General features: G+C 59.4%; 20 protein-coding genes and 6 pseudogenes. 15 read left to right on the plus strand and 11 right to left on the minus strand.

What is annotated here, in order from left to right; genetic code table 11:
- Positions 1–58: 58 nt before the first annotated feature.
- Together VJ109_RS19125 and VJ109_RS19130 are read right to left on the minus strand one after the other, a co-directional pair.
- Positions 59–211, minus strand: a complete 153-nt coding sequence (locus VJ109_RS19125) for a hypothetical protein (RefSeq protein WP_324760969.1) — start codon at positions 209–211, stop codon at positions 59–61.
- 110 nt (positions 212–321) lie between these two features.
- The gene (locus VJ109_RS19130; protein WP_324760970.1) at positions 322–1176 is read right to left on the minus strand and encodes a sugar phosphate isomerase family; all 855 of its coding nucleotides are present in this window, start codon (positions 1174–1176) and stop codon (positions 322–324) included.
- A 143-nt stretch (positions 1177–1319) separates the two neighbouring features.
- Here VJ109_RS19130 and VJ109_RS19135 point away from each other — a divergent pair, with 143 nt between their 5' ends.
- The 5 genes from VJ109_RS19135 to VJ109_RS19155 all read left to right on the plus strand — a co-directional run bounded on the left by VJ109_RS19135 (position 1320) and on the right by VJ109_RS19155 (position 7524).
- Positions 1320–2180 (plus strand): 6-phosphogluconolactonase, encoded by an 861-nt coding sequence (locus tag VJ109_RS19135; protein ID WP_324760971.1) that lies wholly within the window; start codon positions 1320–1322, stop codon positions 2178–2180.
- Positions 2181–2281: 101 nt separating this feature from the next.
- Entirely contained in the window at positions 2282–3046 is a 765-nt protein-coding gene (gene glpR / locus VJ109_RS19140) for an HTH-type transcriptional regulator GlpR (protein ID WP_324760972.1), read from the plus strand.
- A gap of 113 nt (positions 3047–3159) precedes the next feature.
- On the plus strand, positions 3160–4278 hold the full coding sequence (locus VJ109_RS19145; RefSeq protein WP_324760973.1) for a hypothetical protein: 1119 nt from the start codon (positions 3160–3162) through the stop codon (positions 4276–4278).
- A gap of 229 nt (positions 4279–4507) precedes the next feature.
- Positions 4508–5314, plus strand: a complete 807-nt coding sequence (locus VJ109_RS19150) for a class I fructose-bisphosphate aldolase (RefSeq protein WP_324760974.1) — start codon at positions 4508–4510, stop codon at positions 5312–5314.
- Positions 5315–6495: 1181 nt separating this feature from the next.
- The gene (locus VJ109_RS19155; protein WP_324760975.1) at positions 6496–7524 is read left to right on the plus strand and encodes an LLM class flavin-dependent oxidoreductase; all 1029 of its coding nucleotides are present in this window, start codon (positions 6496–6498) and stop codon (positions 7522–7524) included.
- 54 nt (positions 7525–7578) lie between these two features.
- Here the strand turns inward: VJ109_RS19155 and VJ109_RS19160 are convergent.
- From VJ109_RS19160 to VJ109_RS19170, 3 pseudogenes are all read right to left on the minus strand, one after another.
- Positions 7579–7925 (minus strand): annotated as a pseudogene (locus VJ109_RS19160) (winged helix-turn-helix transcriptional regulator).
- Between the two features lie 89 nt (positions 7926–8014).
- Positions 8015–8377: pseudogene (locus tag VJ109_RS19165) on the minus strand (RNA-guided endonuclease InsQ/TnpB family protein); the annotation flags it as partial.
- Positions 8367–8858: pseudogene (locus VJ109_RS19170) on the minus strand (DUF8170 family protein); the annotation flags it as partial. The pseudogenes VJ109_RS19170 and VJ109_RS19165, both read right to left, overlap by 11 nt.
- A 128-nt stretch (positions 8859–8986) precedes the next feature.
- Here VJ109_RS19170 and VJ109_RS19175 point away from each other — a divergent pair.
- From VJ109_RS19175 to VJ109_RS19585, 3 genes and pseudogenes are all read left to right on the plus strand, one after another.
- Positions 8987–9400: a PadR family transcriptional regulator gene (locus VJ109_RS19175; protein WP_324760977.1), complete on the plus strand. Its 414-nt coding sequence runs from the start codon at positions 8987–8989 to the stop codon at positions 9398–9400.
- 122 nt (positions 9401–9522) lie between these two features.
- A complete protein-coding gene (locus VJ109_RS19180) occupies positions 9523–9846 on the plus strand; it encodes a DUF6788 family protein (protein WP_324760978.1) in 324 nt (107 codons plus the stop codon).
- Between the two features lie 68 nt (positions 9847–9914).
- A pseudogene (locus tag VJ109_RS19585) lies at positions 9915–10013 on the plus strand (IS1595 family transposase); the annotation flags it as partial.
- A gap of 108 nt (positions 10014–10121) precedes the next feature.
- On the opposite strand, the pseudogene VJ109_RS19185 reads toward VJ109_RS19585, so the two are convergent.
- The 6 genes and pseudogenes from VJ109_RS19185 to VJ109_RS19210 all read right to left on the minus strand — a co-directional run.
- Positions 10122–10382 (minus strand): annotated as a pseudogene (locus VJ109_RS19185) (transposase); the annotation flags it as partial.
- A 107-nt stretch (positions 10383–10489) separates the two neighbouring features.
- Positions 10490–11188: a DUF2270 domain-containing protein gene (locus tag VJ109_RS19190; RefSeq protein WP_324760979.1), complete on the minus strand. Its 699-nt coding sequence runs from the start codon at positions 11186–11188 to the stop codon at positions 10490–10492.
- Positions 11185–11613, minus strand: coding sequence for a helix-turn-helix domain-containing protein (locus tag VJ109_RS19195; protein WP_324760980.1), 429 nt, complete (start codon positions 11611–11613; stop codon positions 11185–11187). Before VJ109_RS19195 ends, VJ109_RS19190 begins: the two co-directional genes overlap by 4 nt.
- A gap of 58 nt (positions 11614–11671) precedes the next feature.
- Positions 11672–12145: a DUF6691 family protein gene (locus VJ109_RS19200; protein ID WP_324760981.1), complete on the minus strand. Its 474-nt coding sequence runs from the start codon at positions 12143–12145 to the stop codon at positions 11672–11674.
- Positions 12142–12606 carry a YeeE/YedE family protein gene (locus VJ109_RS19205; RefSeq protein WP_324760982.1) on the minus strand — a complete coding sequence of 155 codons (465 nt, stop codon included), beginning with the start codon at positions 12604–12606 and terminating at the stop codon, positions 12142–12144. The genes VJ109_RS19200 and VJ109_RS19205 overlap by 4 nt, the downstream gene beginning before the upstream one ends.
- Positions 12606–13778, minus strand: coding sequence for an MBL fold metallo-hydrolase (locus tag VJ109_RS19210; protein ID WP_324760983.1), 1173 nt, complete (start codon positions 13776–13778; stop codon positions 12606–12608). The genes VJ109_RS19205 and VJ109_RS19210 overlap by 1 nt, the downstream gene beginning before the upstream one ends.
- A 223-nt stretch (positions 13779–14001) precedes the next feature.
- On the opposite strand from VJ109_RS19210, the gene VJ109_RS19215 reads away from it, so the two are divergent.
- From VJ109_RS19215 to VJ109_RS19245, 7 genes and pseudogenes are all read left to right on the plus strand, one after another.
- Positions 14002–14253 (plus strand): sulfurtransferase TusA family protein, encoded by a 252-nt coding sequence (locus VJ109_RS19215; RefSeq protein WP_324760984.1) that lies wholly within the window; start codon positions 14002–14004, stop codon positions 14251–14253.
- On the plus strand, positions 14250–14843 hold the full coding sequence (locus VJ109_RS19220) for a DsrE/DsrF/DrsH-like family protein (protein ID WP_324760985.1): 594 nt from the start codon (positions 14250–14252) through the stop codon (positions 14841–14843). Before VJ109_RS19215 ends, VJ109_RS19220 begins: the two co-directional genes overlap by 4 nt.
- 481 nt (positions 14844–15324) lie before the next feature.
- Positions 15325–15471, plus strand: coding sequence for a hypothetical protein (locus VJ109_RS19225; RefSeq protein ID WP_324760986.1), 147 nt, complete (start codon positions 15325–15327; stop codon positions 15469–15471).
- 6 nt (positions 15472–15477) lie between these two features.
- Positions 15478–16845, plus strand: coding sequence for a glycine cleavage T C-terminal barrel domain-containing protein (locus VJ109_RS19230; protein WP_324760987.1), 1368 nt, complete (start codon positions 15478–15480; stop codon positions 16843–16845).
- A gap of 107 nt (positions 16846–16952) precedes the next feature.
- On the plus strand, positions 16953–17618 hold the full coding sequence (locus VJ109_RS19235) for a helix-turn-helix domain-containing protein (RefSeq protein ID WP_324760988.1): 666 nt from the start codon (positions 16953–16955) through the stop codon (positions 17616–17618).
- Positions 17602–18837, plus strand: a complete 1236-nt coding sequence (locus VJ109_RS19240) for an MFS transporter (RefSeq protein WP_324760989.1) — start codon at positions 17602–17604, stop codon at positions 18835–18837. The genes VJ109_RS19235 and VJ109_RS19240 overlap by 17 nt, the downstream gene beginning before the upstream one ends.
- A 46-nt stretch (positions 18838–18883) precedes the next feature.
- A pseudogene (locus VJ109_RS19245) lies at positions 18884–19271 on the plus strand (transposase); the annotation flags it as partial.
- Positions 19272–19485: the final 214 nt, after the last annotated feature.

Consider the following 19485-nt stretch of genomic DNA (forward strand, 5'->3'; position numbering starts at 1 on the left):
CGACAACGACGAGAACTGCCGGAATAGAGATCACCGACGGCGTCCCGATCGGACCGCGTCACGGCTGGACCAGAACAGTACCGAGAACGAGCAACCCGATCACGGTCGCCTTCCATCCACGGTCCATGGCGGACCACCACAGGTAGAGACGACGGCCCAGCACCGCTATCGTGGTGAGTACACTACCGTCGGTATCGTCTGGTGTCGTCATCTGGTGCCGTATAGAAATAACGACACCACAGTGATAAATTCGACGGGTTCAGTGACCCGCTCGGTCCGACCGAATCAGTCGGCATCCGCTGTACTGCTCGAAAGCCGTACTCACTCCTCGTCTCCGATAGCCTGTGTAACATCCGGGAGCGGTTGCTGGGCGGCGATTTCGGTCAGCGTCACCTCGAAGTTGGGGTGGTTCTGTATCAACGACCCCGGACACTGTTCGGTCACCGGCCCGAGGAGAGCGCGGCGTAGCGTCCCGGCGTGCCAGTCTCGCATGAAGGTGAGGTGGATCTTGTCCGAGAGCAACATCTCGTACATCCCGAGCGTGACCGCCCGGTCGGGGATGAGTTGCCACGTGCCGAGGGTTCCGCCCATTGCCATCTGTGTCGTGCTTTCCCGGGTGATGGTGAGGTTTCGGGTCCGGGTGTCGGCCATCTCCTCGGGCGTCATCTCCTCGTTCGGTTCGGGCGGGTCGTTGAACGCGAAATGGCCCGTAATCCCGAACCCGCCGTAACAGACATCGACGCCGTCGATGGCCTCGATCTGCGCCGTCACCGCCTCCGGTTCCGTCGGGTCCGGGAAGACGACGCTGTCCATCGTCAGCCCGAGGTCGTCCGCGACATTGCCGACCAGATTGTCCCGGACGAAGGCGTGGAAGCTCAGCGGGTGGTCCTCGGAGATGATCTCGTCGTCATCGTCGAGGTATTCGTCCATCATGTAGACCGTTACGTTCCCCAGCGAGATCCGCTCTCTGTTGCAGATGCCGGCGAAGTACTCGTAGTCGAGGGGGCCGACGGGCAGGATGAGGGTCGTCTCTTCGCCCGCCTCGTTGTTGGACGCGACGAGGTCTGCGATCTCACGAGCGATACGTCTGTCGAGGGCCTCCTTGTCGGAGACGAGCGTGAACTCGATCTCGTCGTGTTCGAGGAGGTCCGTTCTGCTGATCTGATACGGTTCCATTCGTTGGTACCTCGTCTAGAAAGTACGAGGGTCCATCTTAACGATTGTGCCCCGACGACCGGATGGATGTGATCGGATCCAGAGTGAAAGTGTTCCTGTCGGAGGAACTTTTTTGACGTGCTTCGCCGTAGACATCGAGCGTGATGATACGAACGACAGAGAGAGACGAGGAGGTACGGGCGTTACTCGAACTCGGTCCGGAGGAACTCGAAACCGAAGCCGGCGACACCATCGAGATACGACCGGACCTGGACGACGTGATGGACGACTTCGCCCACGAAGTAGCAGACGAGATCAGGACCAACAACGAGAACGGTGATCCGACCAGTCTCATCCTCCCCGTCGGCCCTGTCGACCACTACCCGCAGCTCGCGGATCTAATCAACAAGCAGCAGATCAGTCTGGACAACTGTCACTTCTTCTTCATGGACGAGTACTGTGACGGCAGCGGCCGAGTGCTTCCGGCAGATCATCCGTTGAGTTTCCGGCGGGAGATGGACGAGATTTTCTTCGATCGGATCGACCCCGACCTGAATATCCCGGACGATCAGCTCGTCTTTCCGACACACGAGAACGTGACCGACCTCGCCGAGATGATCGAGTCCGTCGGCGGCATCGACACCTGTTACGGCGGCATCGGGATCCACGGTCACGTCGCGTTCAACGAGCCGGAATCCGGGGTCGCCGATACCGACCCGCGGCTGGTGTATCTCAACGACTATACGGTCACGATCAACGCGATCCGGGCGGGGGTCGGCGGCAACCTCGAAAACTACCCGCGGAAAGCGGTCACCGTCGGGATGAATCAGGTGCTCGGGGCCGATCGCGTCCGCCTCTACTGCCGGAACGACATCCCGACGTTGGACTGGGCGAACACCGTCCTCCGATTGGCCGTCCTCGGCGATACGGGACCGGACTATCCGGTCACCTACCTCACCGAACACGACGACTACACGGTTGTCACCGACGAGCGGACAGCTACGCGGCCTGAGCACGTCCTTTGAGCCGATCAGACGCGTCCCAAACAGTACGTTTCACGGTCTGACGGTCGAAATATCCGCCAGTCCGGACAATACTTTTCTCTCTCGCGAATGATGACGGTCCTATGATACCAGAAGAACGAAAGCGAAAGATCGCCCGAATCGTGAAGGAGCGGGAGGGCGCATCGGTTCACGAACTTGCCGACGAACTCTCCGTCTCGGAATCGACCATTCGACGGGACCTGAAAAAGATGGATCAGGAGGACCTCATTCAGCGGTCACACGGCGGTGCGTTGCCGATGAAGAAGTTGGCCGGTGAAGCGTCGTTCGATCAGCGGAGCGTGCAAAACCTCGAAGAAAAGAAAGCGATCGCCGACCGGGCGCTCAACGAGATCAAGGAGGGGCAAGTCGTGTTCTTCGACTCCGGAACGACTGTTCTCGAGGTGGCAAAGCGGACCCCCAAAGACGGGTCGATCATCTCCGTGACCAACTCGATCGAACTCGGGTTCGAACTGGGGAAAGAAGAGGGTAACCTGAAGATCACCGGCGGCAACCAGCGGAACAAGTCACGCTCCCTGGTCGGACCGGTCACCGAACGCTTTCTGTCGAACCACCGGTTCGATCTCCTGCTTCTGGGGACGAACTCGATCGATCTGCAAGCCGGACTATCGACACAGAACGAACAGGAAGCTCGGGTGAAACAGCTGATGGTCGATAAGTCCGAGCGGATCGTTCTCCTCGCTGACGGATCGAAACTCGAACAGCGCAGCTACGTGAAATTCGCTGATCTGGAGGAGATAGACATGTTAATCACGGACACCCGGCTGACCGACGAGCAACGGGACAGGTTCCGCGAGTGGAACGTCGACATCATTGACGGACTACTGTGAGAGGCCCTCGTCCGCGAACTCAATCCCTCACCTACCGATAGCCGTCGTGGCGTGTTAGTCCCTGGTTGGAACCAATGATTAATGATTCACGCCCGAGAACTCGTTCGTGTCATATGGGCATTGATTCAGAGACGAGACGGTATCTCGACGAATGTCGAGCCGATTTCCCGTCGACCTCCCCCGACAAGTGTGTCGTACACGGGTTCGATGGATACGTCGACAGAGTCCGGACGATGGTCGAGGCTCGATCGGGGCCGAGCGACTACGACGAGATGGACTCCCTGAAGACATTGGAGAACCGGATCGGCGAATCGGTCGACCGCAACAACTCCTGTAGTATCGAGTGGATGGAAACCGCGAAACGTGCAGGAGGACACACCTCCCACCTCGGTCGAGCCTTCGCCGAACTCGGCTTCGATTCGACGGTCATCGGCACGTACGGATCACCCCCGAAGCCGATCTTCGAACGGGAGTTGGATGGCTGCTCGCTGACCTCGGTCGGCGCACCGTCGTACAGTGACGCAGTGGAATTCAACGACGGCAAGTTCATGCTCAACGAGATCGGCTCAATGGAGACGTTAGACTGGGAGACCCTCTGTGCACATGTCGACAGAGCATGGCTCGCCGAGCGACTCGAATCGGCGTCGGTCCTCAGTATCGGCTACTGGTCGACGATGCCGTTTCTCCCGAGTATCTGGGACGGTCTCAGTCAGGAGGTATGGCCGACGCTCTCGGACCCACCGGAAACGGTGTTCATCGATACAGCGGATGTCCGACGAATGTCGACTGACCGTATCCAGAACGGTCTCGACGCCCTCCAGCGTCTGGATGACGTCGTCCGGGTCACCATAAGCACGAACCGACGGGAGACGGAAGTCTTAGCGTCGATAACGGGCGAAAACGGGGGCGATTTCGAAACGACAGCACGACGGGCGCGGGACACACTGGGCGTCTCACGATACTTCGCCCATACGGTAGACAGAGCGTTTGTAGTGACCGACGACCACGTGGCGAGAGCCCGAACACCGGTCGTCGCCGAACCCGAACTGACGGCCAGTGCCGGGGATCACTTCAACGCGGGCGCAATCCTCGGGGATGTACTCGAACTGTCCGATACAGCGTCGCTGATACTCGGAAACATCGTAGCGAACTGGTTTGTCCGTACTGGCTCCCCACCAAGTTATGAGGAACTACAGCACTTCCTCGGCAAGTTCGACACACACTTCGAGTAAAGAGTGTGACGAACCACCGGCTGCCCGCCTCCAACTGAGTCTCACAGAACGTCCGGAGACCGCGGACAGCCGGATCATGGTCAGTGTGACTGGAGCAGTATTCGACATCGAACGCCAATCGTGGAGATAGGTTTATATACCTCGAAACAGTCACTCTGTTACATGGTTGAGTCCAGGCCGAGCCATTCGATAGTAGCAATAGCTGGTACCAATCGGAGGGAGAGGGACGATGAGTAACGAAGGATTACTGCAGACAGAGTCAGGAAACGCCGTCGTCGTCGCGCTGGACCATGGGATCGCGAAAGGGAACATCGAGGGTTTCGAACGGCCCCGAGAGACGCTAAAGGACACTCTCCAGGGTGGTCCAGATGGGATCATCGCTCGTGCTCCGTTCGTCGAGCGGTACTATGACCTCCTGTCGGAAACTGATACCGACGTTATCCTCGCTCCCGATGTACTGACCTATTCGACACTGCCGGCACAGGACGACGGTGATGACATGTGGACAGGCGCGTTCAGTCCCGAGTTCGTGCGGGAGTTCGATCCCGCCGGTGTGAAGGTCGTCTTCAATTTCGGACGGAAAGATACTGATCTCCACCGGGAGAGTATCGAATACGTGGTAAAACTCTATGAGGAACTGCGACAGACGGACATCTCGCTCGTCGTCGAGACGGTCATGTGGGGTGATAACGTTCCAGATGGCTACGGGAACGACAAGAAAAACCTCGGAAACGCGGTTCGGATCGGCTGGGAGCTCGGAGCAGATATCCTCAAAGTCCCCTATACCGGTGACAAAGCCGCGTTTGCAGAGATCGTCGATCGAACACCGGTTCCGTGTATGATGCTCGGGGGACCAGCAACAACTCCGGAAGCGACCCTGCAGGATGTCGAAGACGGGATGGAAGCCGGCGCACGGGGCGTCATGATCGGTCGGTCGATCTGGCAGACATCTGATCCAGCCGAGATGGTACGGGCGATGAAACGTATCGTACACGAGAAACAATCTGCCGCTGAAGCCGGTTTTTCTCTGCCGTAGCGCTTGTCCGCTCTCGTAACTGAGACCGGCAACGGAGTATCGCTCTGGTACCGCCTACCCCGTATCGAACACGGCTACACGGGCCGGACGCATAGTGATCAAGGGAGGAATCCGGTTGTCCGTCACGGGGAACGGCGTCTGTGAGTTCGGGATAGCAACGCGGCTGGGTAGCCACGATCCACCAGCCAAGCGGCCACACCGGGGGGACGGTAACAGCCATGTGTAGCAACCGAATTAACACCTGATTTATATAAACATGCACGAACGTGTTCAAGAGGGAAATTACCCGTAAAAACACGCACAGCTCGGATTGGTCTGGTTGTTTTGTCCCAGAATTCGTAATTATATATCAACAATATCCAAAATTATCCAATACTCTACTGATTTGATAGTGGTCTGCTTGTATTTGGAGATTCAAGTTCAGCCCAGCTGTGGATGTCACCCCGGGGAGATCGAAACACCTGGACCACCCATCGAATCAGTAGTCGGCCTGTTCACGTATCGCATTAGGTGGGTCTGGCACCGGTTTCGGAATACTAAGCCGACACGCTCGCTGGGAGCATCGCCCAGAGCTGTTCCCACCAGACAGCTACGCCCTCACCTCGGTGCCGCCGGCGTTCGATCTAAACCGAGATGGTCAACTACCGGTCTGGAATAACAGATGTACACAAATTACGGACAACAGCGGCACTGGTGTCGCTCTCCCGCGCGGCCGCTGACTTAGCGAATAACGCATGTACGGATATTACACGAGTGAACACCGCTCGAGAACAGTCGAAAATCGATCGGTCGTTTTTCTCGATAGGTAACTCGGAGTCCGGGGGGATTGTCGATATCGACCTCCGCAGTATTTGCGAGCCGCCGGAGATGGGACCGTCCGCTGCTACCCAAATCCACGACGGCCGGATGTCCTCGTCAGCTAGCAAGATATTACGGACCTATCTCCAGGTTTGTCTGTCAATATATCCTATTTCTTACTCTATTTTTATATCCACCCTCAACAAGAACCTGTTTCCCCCCCCCGTTTATCGAAATTCACTCTTATTTTTCTATTATAACTCCAAATAGTCCCGCTCTCGGCATTCGTTTCGTTCTACACTCGAGGGAGTGTGTCAACCCGAACAGCATCGATGAACGATGCCTAACCAAACCGTTATTTCTCGCAATCCCCGATCTCGGCCATGGATCTCTCTATCGTTGATCTGTCTCCCGTACCCACTGACGGGACCGCGAGTGATGCGTACGTGAACACCGTAACGGCTGCTCAGCGGGCCGAGCAACTCGGGTACTCCCGGTTCTGGGTGGCGGAACACCACGGGATGGCGGACACTATCGCCGGGACGACGCCCGAAGTTCTGCTCGGGCACCTCGCCGCCGAAACGGACTCGATCCGACTGGGGTCGGGAGCGGTCTTGCTCAATCACTACAGCCCGTTCAAAGTCGCCGAACAGTTCGGCGTGCTGGACGCGCTCGCTCCGGGACGGATCGATGCGGGACTCGGCCGAGCGAACGGATCGCCAGCCGCAGACCGTGCACTCGGAACGGACCGCCGCGTGCAGAATCCCGACGAGGACCACGCAGAGAAGATTACGGCCGTCGTCAACCATCTCTACGACGACTACCCAAGCGACCATCCATACGGTGACCTGACTCTTCCGCGTTCGGATGGGAATACACCCGATCCGTGGGTCCTCGGATCGAGCCCCTCCAGTGCCGCTATTGCCGGTGAGCTGGGACTTCCGTACTGCTTCGCCGCGTTCATCCGACCGGAGTTGGCCACCCAATCGTTCGAGGAGTACCGAGCGCAGTTCCAGTCGTCACCACTGGCTGGCGGGACGGACGAACCACAGGGGATGATCGCAGTGAACGCAGTCTGTGCAGCGACCGATCAAGAGGCTGCACGGCTTCGGTCGGTCGCGGAAGCGACCTACAAGCGAATGCAACGCGGCGTCGTCGGGACGAGACCGACGATCGATGACGCAGTCGACGAACTCGGTGGCGTGCCCGAACCGACTCCCGGGACGCTGGACTCAGACGAGTGGCCGCGGGCGATTTCTGGTAGTCCGGAGACACTCACCGGGCTTTTGGAGCAGCTCACCGACCGTGTCGGCGTTGACGAGGTAATGATTCAACACGTCGTTTCGGACCACGACGACGCGCTGCGTTCGCACGAATTACTGGCTGATGGTGTCGGACTGACGGAGCAGTGACTGTCGCTGTCAAAGTCCACCGCTGCAGGAAATAACTGGTCGTATGCCGGACAATCATGTCGACGATAGCGAGTGTCCGACAGACCGTTTCACAGTATCATCGACGCTTCCTAGCCCAGTGCTGTCTCCCGTCGTCTCGACACCGTACTCTTCACTCCGGTCGAACAACGAATCGATAACTGGTTTGATCCCATTCCCGCGCTCAGTGAGTGAGTATTCGACCCTGACGGTTGGTCGGAAACGATTGTCCGGGCGACGAGTCCCTGCTCCTCGAGCGAGGAGAGGCTCTCAGAGAGCATCTTCGACGAAATTCCCTCGAGATCGTTCTTGAGACCGCTGAATCCCATGGGGCCGTCTTCGAGAAGATAGTAGAGGATGCGTGGATGCCACTTCCGTCCCAGGACGGCCTGCGTGTCGCTGAATACCGAATCCGGGTCAGTGAACTACCCCACCCTACTCGCTCACCGCTGACGCGGTTCGCTCCTTGAGGGAACATCTCCCACGCCGCTCCTGCGCGGTTCCGTAAGTTCCCCGGTAGCTCGACCAAGCCCTTCGCGTCGAGGTCTTCGACCGCTACGAAGTCGTACTCCCGAGCGTAGTAGTTCGAGAGCTTGTGGAGGAAGTCGTGGCGCTTCCGTTTCAAGTCGGCGTGACGTTCGGCCACGACTCGGCGCTGTTTCTCCCAATTCGCAGACCCGTGTTCCTTCCGCGAGAGGTCGCGTTGTGCGCGTTCCAAACGTTCGCGATCGTCGGACAGGTCGAGGGATTCGACGGCGGTTCCGTCTGTGTCGTGGGCGTACTTTATAATGCCTACGTCGATACCGACGCACTTCTCGGGATTCTCGGGCTTCGCGGTCGAACAGCTCGAAGACGCCGTCCTGCATCCAGCCGAAGGGGTGTTCTTCGTCCTCATACACCCGCTTGAGGACGTGGCTTTTCGAGAAGAACTCCGTCGTGCCGACGAGGAGTCCCTGTTCAACGAGAAAGTCACTCGGTTCCTTCTCGGCGACGCCGACCAGGTAGGTCACGATGTCGGCGATCAAGCAGAACTTCTGGATGCTGTTGTCCCACTCGCCACGGATGTCGACCATCCGGAAGGCGTAAGCGTCCTGCCGGCGATTGAGTCGATCAACCACGAGATTCAACCGGCGGATCGGTTCCCGGTCGTAGTTGCCCAAGACGAAGTACGAACGTTCATTTTCGTAGACGGGAGTCAGTTCGCTCAGGGCATGGAGGATCTCCTCGTTGTCCGTCAGCGAAATCTCTTCGTCGTCGAGTTGGTCCTTCGCACTCGTGAGGACTTCCTCGGGGACGGGCGGCTCATCGTCGGACATATACGACCCCTCTCAGCGCCATGCGATATGGTTTATGGAGTAAATTACCAACTTAACCAGGTGTGGTTTACTCCAAAGTATTTTACTCAAGGGTAAACTACTCTCTGCCGGGCTGTGTATCGTGTCGTATGAGTACCGACCTGGAGACGGCTGTGGGAATAGAATCCCACGAACTCGTCCACTTCGTCACCCAACAAACCCGATTTGTGCTGATCAACAACATTCACCAGCACCCCGCGCAGCTCCCCTCGATGTACGAACTCGAGGAGCTCAACCCCAGTGTGAGTGAATCTACCGTCTACAAGCACATTCAGAAGCTCATCGACGCCAGCATCGTCAACGAGGTCGCCCTGGACGACGATCAGCGCCGACAGAGCTACCCGTGGAAATTCTACGGCCTGACCGAGGGGGGTCGAGAGTTCCTAGAGGAGTACAACCTACTCGCCGCGGAAGAGACCCTCCAGCAGATCTACGATACTATCTCCGACAAGCCCGAGAAGATGGTCAAGTACGAGAACGCACCCCGTCCTGACGACGTCTAGCGGCGTGTCTCTTTCCGAATAGTTTGCTCTTCGGACTCTTTCGCCCGTAACGACGCGAGATCGTATTAACCAACAAATCTATGCCGATACGTGCTTTGTTGGTTAACACGAGGCGACCGCTAATGTCCTACGAGCCCCCGACGCCGCCAGCGGAACTCCCGACAGAGATCGTCAACACACTCAACGGCTACTCGTCAGACCAGCTCCAGCACGTCGCACGCTACGCTGAAGAGCTGGCAGAGCACAAAGCTCGCGAAGCGCGTCCCGAGGAGGAGTCGGCGGACGACGAGATCGAGCAGCGACCGGGCGATTTTCCGGACGGCGTCCCGTCGAAGGCCACGATCACAATCAAGGAAATCAACGACAATCGCTACTACTACTGGCAGTGGCGAGAAGGAGAGAAGGTCAAATCAAAATACAAATCGCCAGTCAACCCAAGCGAGTAAGGCGACAGCTGCTGGTATTTCGCCGGATCACACCCCCCATGAGCGAAGTGAATTCCCGGGAAACTCATCGAACCTTCGGCATCGGTCGCTCACTCAACCTAGCGGGTGAATCTGCCGACTCAATCGTTGATTGTCTCGGTATCGGGGCTTTCCGCAATTCTACATAACAGCGAGACGGGCGTCTGCGAGACCCAGCTCCGGTGTTAGCTTCCCGAAACGTGGACCGCTACGAGACAGTGACATCTCCAGTAGAATCCCGATCGTCTCAACGGCGCAGTAAACCACCATTGGGAGACGCACGGGAAGCCGACGACGACTGTACCGTTCTCGGTCGTGTCGATTTCCCAATTCTGGTTGTTGACGGCGAACGGCTGACTCTGTCGGTAGCAAATCGTCCCGTCCTTGCTGTGGTCGGATTTCGCCTCTCGAATGGCTTGGTTCTGGATAGCCGAGTAGAGGTCGTTGTTGATGCTGGCTGTGGTCACGGACTTCCCGAAGTCGCCGTTCTCCCATCCGTCGATGCAGAACTGTTTAGTGATACATGAGTGTTACTAGACGGTCTTTCCACAGCTTTGCATAAGAGCGAATGGGTATCTCGCCGGGGCACAACAACCCCCGGGTCCTCACGGCAAACGAGGTGTCGTTATTCGTGGGGGCTTCTGAGATCCTCTGTCCGCAGTTCATCGTGTGCTCGCCACGTTCGGGGCCGCACAGCAATGAACACCGTCCCAGCGAACACCAGGGCGACCGCCCCTGTGACGACGGTCCCAGGAAGTATCCCCACCGTTGCGCTCGCCGGCCACTTGGCCGGGCTGAACGCCGTCACCCGGAGTACCCACGCACCGTTGAGAATAGCCAGCAGCGGCAGATACACGCGTCGCAGCCGGTGGGCAATCGCCTCCTCGGCGGAGATCTTCAACGCGGGCTGGTGGTAATCCGACGCGAGCCGGCGGCGCCAGTCGTCAGCCGGCTCCCGAGTTGGATCAAGTCCGACGGCGAAGACGTTCCGCTGGAGGGTCCGAACCCGTGAGCGCCACATGTCGTAGGCACGATACCGACGCGCCTCGATGACCAAGAAGAGCCCGACGGCGAGGTTACCGATGAGCAGGACATAGTGTGGGTTAGAGGCGTTTGTGAATGCCCACGTCAGGATAGCCGCGAGCAAGAGCACCGCCCAGTTCGTGGTCCGATCCAACCGTTCGCGCCACAGCTTCATCCGGTGGACCTCACCTCGATAGAGGTGAGCCATCGCACCCGACGGCCCCATCTCCTCGTCGAGGAGGCCGTGGCCGACAGCCGGGTCATCAGCCATCTCGTCCGGATCGGTGGTTTGCTGGCTCATTTGGGGTCAGGTGGCGCCGCTGGTTCACCATCGGTCTCGACATCGCCGTCGACGTCGTCGTACTTTTCACGGAACTCGACGATGAGTTGTCCCATCATCGCGTACCAGTCGTTGAGCAGCCGCTGCATGTCGTCGGCAATCTCGTCCGGGTCGGTCGGCGAGAATACGTGGTAGTAGCTGCCCGACTCGAAGCTTCGCTGGTCCGTCTCGACGATGCCGGCCTCCTGCAGCCGCTGGAGGGCGCGATACGCTGTGGTCCGTTCGCGGTCGATCTCCTCGGCGAGTTCGTCCACTGTCAGCGGCTCGCCTGATTCCACGAGGAGCCGGAACACCTGGCGGTCGAGGTCGTTCAGGCCGTGGAAACAGTCTAGCAACGACTCACACTCGAGGTCCCGGCCAAGCATGTCGGCCATCGAGTCAACCATTATCTGTTATCTCCGGGAGCAGTGCCAAATACGTTTGTGAGGTCCGACTGCGGTGGGCTCATGTTCCGCCCTCCGCCGTGGTGCTGGTGTCCGGGAGCGCAGTCCGGAGCCAGCCCTGGAGGTACGCGCCGGCGAACATCCCTCCGATCGCCCACAGGATCGGGAGATTGCCGACGCCCAAGCTGGCGTATGCAGCACCGGGACAGATACCAGACAGCCCCCAGCCCACGCCGAACACCGCGCCGCCGGCGAGGACGTTCCGGTCGAACGTTTTCAACCGTCGGCCGTACTGACGGCCAGTTAGCGGTGCCTGGCGGCCGGACCGCACGGCGAGGGTGATCGTCACGGCGGTCACGGTCGCGGCGCCGCCCATCACGAGCAGCAGACCGAGATCCTCGAACTGCAGGAAGTCAAGGACGACCTCCGGGCGGGCCATCCGCCCGACTGCAAGGCCGACCCCGAACACGAGCCCACCGATGAAGACGACGGGCAGGAACAGCGGATGCTGTTCGTGGTCCGGTGTGGTACTCACGGCACCACCCCCACGGCTGCGACAAGTTGGGCGGTCCCGATGGCGATCGCCAGGAACGTGATGACGCCGACGATGGATGTCCGGGAGCCAGAGCCCACGCCACAGACACCGTGGCCCGAGGTACAGCCCTTCCCGAGCCGGGTCCCGACGCCGACGAGAAGGCCACCAACGGCGAGTCGCCACGGCTGGACATCGGTCGTCCACGGCCCGGCACCGAGCGTAAACGCATACGCCGCAGCGCCGAGGACAATACCGACCGAGAAGACGACGCGCCAGTCACGCGAGGCTCGATAGCGGGCGAACCGCGGCTGGTCAGATACGTACGACAGCGTGGATTCGAGGAACGTACTCGCCCCTGCCGGAATCGCCGTCGCGAGATAGATGACGGCGGTCCCAACTCCGATGAAGACCCCGCCGAGCAGGTACGGCAGCCAGCCGTTCGGGAACAGTGCGTCGAGCATCAGTCCCCCGCAGCGCAGTTGTTCGGCCCCAGTTCCATCGTGAACGCTTCGTTGTCGTCCGCGCTTGCGCGCCCGAGGTTCGTCGCGATGATGTCCTCGTAGTTGGCCGGCCGCGGCGGCATGTCCTCGAGGACGAACGGGACGAACGCCTCTCGGTCGAGCCCGAGCAGATCTAACTCGTTGTGCAGGTCATCCAGCGACCCGAGGTACGCGCCGTCCTGGCGAGGATCGGTCGTTTCGCCGAAGTGCGCCGGTGCCACGAGCGTCTCACCCGGCAGGGTCAACAGTCGCTCGTGGAGCGTCTCGTACAGCTGTTGGGCTGCCGTGCGAGCGCCTGCATCCCCTTCCTCGAGGTCGGGCCGGGCGACGCTGTCGATGAAGAGCGTATCCCCGGTCAACGCGAGCTTGTCGTCGATCCGATAGGTCGTCATCCCGGAAGTGTGTCCCGGCGTTGCGCGAACGGAGAGGGTCGCCCCGCCGACGGCAATCCTCTCGTCGTCGCGAACCGTCGTCACGTCCTCGGTGTAGGTCACGCCGCGGTCGGCGGCTGCGGCCGGCAGCACGGCAGTCGCGCCCGTCGCGGCGGCTAGCTCCCGCAACCCGCTCACGTGGTCGGCGTGGATGTGGGTGTCGAGGACGTATTCAATGTCGGCATCGAGGTCGGCGGCGTCGGCCACGTATCGATCGACGAAGGCCCGAAGCGGGTCAACGACCGCGGCAGCGCCGTCGTTGACCACCATGTACGCCAGACAGCCCGACGACGGGCGGCGGTACTGTCGGACGAGCGTCCCGGTCGCCAACTCGATGTCCGTGTGTTCGTACAGTCTGGCCCACCCCCGCATTCCATCGGCAAGGTGTGAGGTGTTGTAGCCCGCATCAGCGAGCAACCCGGCGACGAACTCACTGGACTGCCCTTTTGCACACGTCACCACGACAGGCTTGTCGGCTGGAATATCGGCGACCAACTCCTCGTCGATACCGTCGAAGAACTCGAAGTACGGCACATTCACCGTCGTAACGTTCTCACCGCCGATGTGCCACTCCTCGAAATCGCTCTTTGCGCGGGTATCGAGGAGAGTGACTCGATCGCCAGCATCGATGCGTTGTTTGAGTGACTCGGCGCTCGTCGGCTCAACGTCCGCCTCGGTGTCCGGGAATTCTGGGGAACTCATACCTCTTCCTTACTGACCACCGTCTAAAAGGATTGCGTTTATTTTGCAATATATCTGTAGCCCCTGAACTCTGGTGATCCTACGAAGCAATACGTACCATAGCAAAATAACCAACTAAATAGCTGTAGAGTTGGCTGAAACGTGTTTATACGAAATGAAGAAATTGTGGCTGTCCCGAAATACTCTTGTACTCCCAATTCAAGATTGCAAATAGGGTGCAATAATGGATTCCGACATACCGACAGAAACACTGGATGTCACCGGTGAATCGTGCCCGATGCCGGTCGTGAAGACCAAGCAAGCCGTTGACGACCTCGCAAGTGGAGACCTGCTCGAAGTCCATGCGACGGACGCGGGGAGTGTCAGCGACATCGACGGCTGGGCAGACGGGACGCCGGGTGTCAAACTGGTCGAACAATCCGAACAGACAGAGAACGAGGAAACGGTCTACGTGCACCGGGTGCGCGTCAAATGAGCACTGACGCCGAGGCGGCCACACCTGACGAGTCACGTACCGAGGCCGCGGAGCGTATTGCAGCGCTGGAAACACGTATCGAGGAACTGGAGGATGCGGTGGCCAATGCTACAGCCGCCGAGAGGGACGATGAGAAGTCGATGGTAATCATTGCGACGCAGGGAACTCTCGATATGGCGTATCCGCCGTTGATCCTTGCTTCGACAGCGGCAGCCTTCGACTGGGATGTCACCGTCTTTCACACCTTTTGGGGGCTCGATATCCTCCACGAGGAACGGGCGGCAGATCTGAAACTGTCCGCAGTCGGCAACCCTAACATGCCGGTTCCAAACGCCATCGCTGCGCTACCGGGGATGGACCGGCTGGCGACAACGATGATGGAACGTCGGATCGCCGACAACGACGTTGCGACAATCGGGGAGTTGCTTGAGACATCGTTGGAGATGGGAGTTGACCTCCAAGCCTGTCAGATGACGATGGATCTGATGGACTACGATGACGATGCGTTCTACGACGGCGTCACAGTTGGCGTCGGTGCGGCGACTGCGCTTTCACAGATGGCTGACGCCGACCTCCAGTTGCTCGTATAAATTGAGAAGGGGAGAAGTTCGTAGACAGTTCCCCGATACAGCGCGAGAACGGGCTCCCAGACTACGACGGCCACCTGATGGGGTAGTTCCGGGCACTGAAAGACCTCGTTGCGATATAGTCGACAAGGGTGTGTTCACCCAGTCGACGGCTCACCGGTACTTCAGGCAGAAACTCGGTGAGTGGGTCGGGAAGCCCCAGGAGGTGCGTATCCCGAGCGGTGAAGCACCGTCTACAGACGCGACACGCAGCCGCTCGCAGGTCGATCTGCGTCAAAGCAGATGGTGGTTTTTTTGGGCAGAAAGGACTGGCCCCACCGTAGGCTCGTGATTTGATGCCCGAGAACCCAGACGACGATCCATTCCACGATTGCGAGTTCGGTACCGACACAATGACGAATCTACTGGTACTCCGGGACCCGATATAAAGGGGTTATACGAATAAGCTACAGAGCAATACAGTTACGAGTCGTTCCCTGATCGTATGGCAACGAAAACCCGCGCCGACCAGGATAGCGCGACCGACTTAGAACTCTATCTCCCCGCCGGGGTCACGCCGTCGGGCGAACCCGGTCGGCTCAAGCGCCTCTGGGGACACCTGTTCAACCACGGCGTCGAACCTCCGAAATAGATCGTAATGTGCGAAAACAGACACCATCAGAACCACCCAAGCGTGGACCAGTCGGACCGCATCGTTCCCCGAAACCTCCGGCAGACGGGCGATGCCGATGTCGACCTGGTGATATCGAACCGGGTCCGGGAGTCCCCGTTCTGGCACCTCTCCGTTGAGGAAGGCTGTCATGAGGCGACAGTGTACAACCATATGTATCACCCCCGGGCGTTCATCGACCCCGAGGACGGCGGGGCGGAAGCCGAGTACGACCTGCTAGTGAACCACGTCGCGCTGTGGGACGTCGCGGTTGAGCGTCAGATCCGTGTCAAGGGCCCCGACGCCGAGGCGTTCGTAAACTTCGTCATCACGCGGGACGCGACCGATATCGAACCGATGCGGGGTAAATACGCCATCTGCTGCACCGAGGACGGCGGCATCCTCAACGACTTCGTCCTGTTGCGCCTCGACGACGACGAGTTCTGGTTCTCCATCGCCGACGCGGATCTGCTGCAGTGGCTGGAGGGCGTCACGGTCGGGAACGATTTCGAGGTTGATATCGACGAGATCGATGTCTCGCCAATGCAAGTACAGGGTCCGAAATCGCCCGACGTGATCGAGTCGCTCATCGACGCCGGGATCGAAGACGTTCCGTACTACGGCCTGTTGGAAGCGACGATCAACGATATCCCGGTGTTGGTGAGTCAAACGGGCTTCTCCGGGGAGGCGGGCTTCGAGATCTACGTCCGTGAGGCGACGACGAACGCCGAGGCAGTGTGGAACCCGGTTCTGGAAACCGTCAAAGACCACGGCGGTGCCGCGGCGCCGGTGAACGGTCGTCGACGGATCGCCGCCGGGATCCTATCGCTGGGGCAGGATATGGACTACGAGACGTCGCCGTTCCAGGTCAATCTCGGCTACCAAGTCCCCGACGACAAGGACGCCGACTACATCGGGAAAGCCGAGCTGGAACGCCAGAAGGAAGCCATCGAAGACGGCGTGTATCCATTCACGCACAAACTGGTGGGGCTGAAAATGGCCGGCGAGCCGATCATCGAGTGGGCCTCGGACTTCTGGCTCATCTCCGACCCCGAGACGGGCGAAGAGTGTGGCTACCTGACCTCGGCGGGATGGAATCCGGAGCTCGAAGCCAACCTCGCCCTCGGCTACGTACCGGCAGAGATGCTCCAGGCCGCGACCGACGGTCCGCTCGACGACTCGATCTACGACGCCGACATCGACTTGGAGTTCGAGGTACACCTCCCGGATGAGTATGCAGAGGAGCCCGGCGAACCTGTTTATGCGACGGTAGCGAAGGTCCCGTTCAAGCAGTCGGCCAATCCTAGTGCCCGCGAACAGGCCAAGATTCACGCCAGGGACGGTACGGAGGAGTGAGCGTGATTCATACCATTGGGCGTCAAGAAAATGACGTTTCGTGTGAATCAACGTAATGCCGGTCGATCGGGAAGGATAATATATCAAATCACCTACTATACAGGACGATGACTGGTATTAAAGCTGCTGTGCGAATCGAGCATCCCGACATAGTGCTCACAGAGACCGTCGCACACGACCGAACTTCGAGCGTCAGATCGGTGTCAGAGGCAGGGACCGACCCGACCTCGGGAAAGTTCTTCTACCGTGTAGAGTCGTCTGACTTTTCCCGGTTCGAAGACGGACTGCGGAACGACCACACCGTTGGCGAATTTGAGCGGGTGATTGAAACCGGAGACGGGAAAGCGATCTACAGTTTCGGGTATACCGACGAAGCAAAAATCTTCTCGCCGGTCATCTCGACCGAGAACGGTGTCGTGCTCGATATGGAGAACGACGGAGACGCCTGGATATTCACCGTCTGGCTGCCCGAACGGACGAACTTAGCTGCTCTTTGGGATACTGCGCGACGGCACGACATCGACATCGAGTTACTGCGTGTGAACCAGTATACCAGTTTAGGCTCGACGGACGCCGGGTTGACCGACAGTCAACGGGAGGCACTACTCGTCGCGCTGGAAGCGGGGTACTTCGAGGAACCACGGAACGCGACGCTCGGCGAGGTCGCTGCTGAACTGGACATCTCGCAGCCGGCGGCCGGCGGGCTCCTTCGACGTGGAATCGAGCGACTCATCGTCTCGTCTCTGGCGGAGGAGAGTGACCGACCTGACTGACGACTGTCCGTTCGCCGCCGGGTCAGAAAGTCGGTGGACAACCATCGCGGCCGGATGGTTGCTGCTTCTGTTCGTCGGTGCTTACCTGATCACGCCAGCCAGTCTCCTCCCGCTGGTGATGAGCGACCTCGGAATCACCGAGGCCACAGCGGCCGCCCTCGTCTCGATGCCCCAGGTCGCTGCAACAGTGATTGGGATTCCAGTCGGAATTTATTTGGACCGCGTCGAGACCCGTGTGACGGTGCCAGCTGCAGCAGCCGTGCTCCTCGTCGGCAGCGCTGGCGACTGGGTCGCTGCGAGCGGGGGCACCGTTTCGTTGTTGATCGCCTCGCGATTGTTCGCAGGCGTCGGGATGTTCGTGCTGTGGGTGACCTGCATCAACGTCGCGTCGAGTACGTTTCCACCGACGAGGCGGGCGACGGCGACGTCTATCATCATCTCGGGCTATCCGGCGGGATACGCGATCGGGCACCTGGGTGCGCCACGCGTCGCCGCGGTCGTTGGCTGGCCGGGGGTGTTTCCAGCCTTCGGCGTCGCGGTGCTGGTGATGTCGGTCGCCTTCTATGTCGCTGTCGGGCGCGTATCGCGGTTCCACACGTCTACGGAACCGATGACGCTACTCGGGTTCAAACAGGTGGTTCGGAACCGGAACGTGTGGGCGGTTCTCGCCGTCACGGTGCTGGGCTACTCGCTGTATATGATGTTCAACTCGTGGATGCCGACGTACATCACCCGACGGTTCGGCGTCTCGCTGGCGGAGAGCGGCGCGTTCGTCGCGCTGTTTCCCGCCGTCGGGGTCTTCGCCCGCCCGATCGGTGGGTGGCTCTCGGATATGGTGCTGGGCCAACGGCGACGGCCCGTTTTCGCCGCTTCGTTCGTCGGAGCGACGATGCTCGCGGTCGCGATGTTTTACAGCACGACAATCGCGGTGCTGGTCGCGATACTCGTTCTCGCAGGGGTGTTCGTCCAGCTCCAGATCGGGTTGATGTACCAGTCGATACAGGAGTTTGTCGAGCCTCGGGCCGCCGGGACGGCCGTCTCGCTGGCGAGCGTGGCCGGGTGGTTGGGGTCGTTCGTCGCACCCGTAGTGGCCGGGGAGTTGGTCGCCACTACGGGGATCGACGCCGCCCTGTTCGCCTTCGCGGTCGGTCTCGGCCTGACTGGTGGACTTACTGTCTGGCAGATGGCCGAGTCTGGCGAGTCTACGGCGCTAGTCTGATTGTACCGTGGGTTGAACATCGGTGAGAGATTCCCAGCACGTGCTCGAGCAGTTAGCCGAAAACCGTATCAAATATGGAAACAGGATCCGCGGATTCCTCTCCGATCACGGCATCACCGGAGACGTGAAGCCCCTGACTAAGGAGGCGATAGTTCCTGCGGGAACTCTCGCTCCCGACGCCATGGGCCTCGTTGCGAAAGTCGTATATTGAACTGATTGAGACGGTCACCGAGGAAATTCGGAACCTCGAAGAAACGATCGAAGAGCGCGCTGGGTCTCTTTCAGAGACCCAGCTGCTGATGACGATTCTCGGCGTGAGTTACTTTACGGCGTTAACGATATACGCCGAGTTAGGCGATATCAGTCGATTCGACGGCAATAAACCGGTTGTCAGCTACGTCGGGTTGAACCCGGTGATCCGCGAGTCAGCAGACCTCCACCTGCGGCCCTACTACGGTGGCGAGGACGAGCCAGATGGTCTTCTTCGAGTTGCTCCAAGAGGACTACGACAAGGACATCGACGGCGTCGTTTCGGTGGTCAATCCAGACGCCCACGAATAGCTCCATGAAACCGATTGATAGCTGGGAGGGTCGTACTGACGTAGTGAACCACTGGTATCTGTCTCTGAGCCGTCAGATTTGGCTGTT

This window comes from Haloarcula montana, from assembly GCF_035666295.1.
In the GTDB taxonomy this organism is placed as follows: domain Archaea; phylum Halobacteriota; class Halobacteria; order Halobacteriales; family Haloarculaceae; genus Haloarcula; species Haloarcula montana.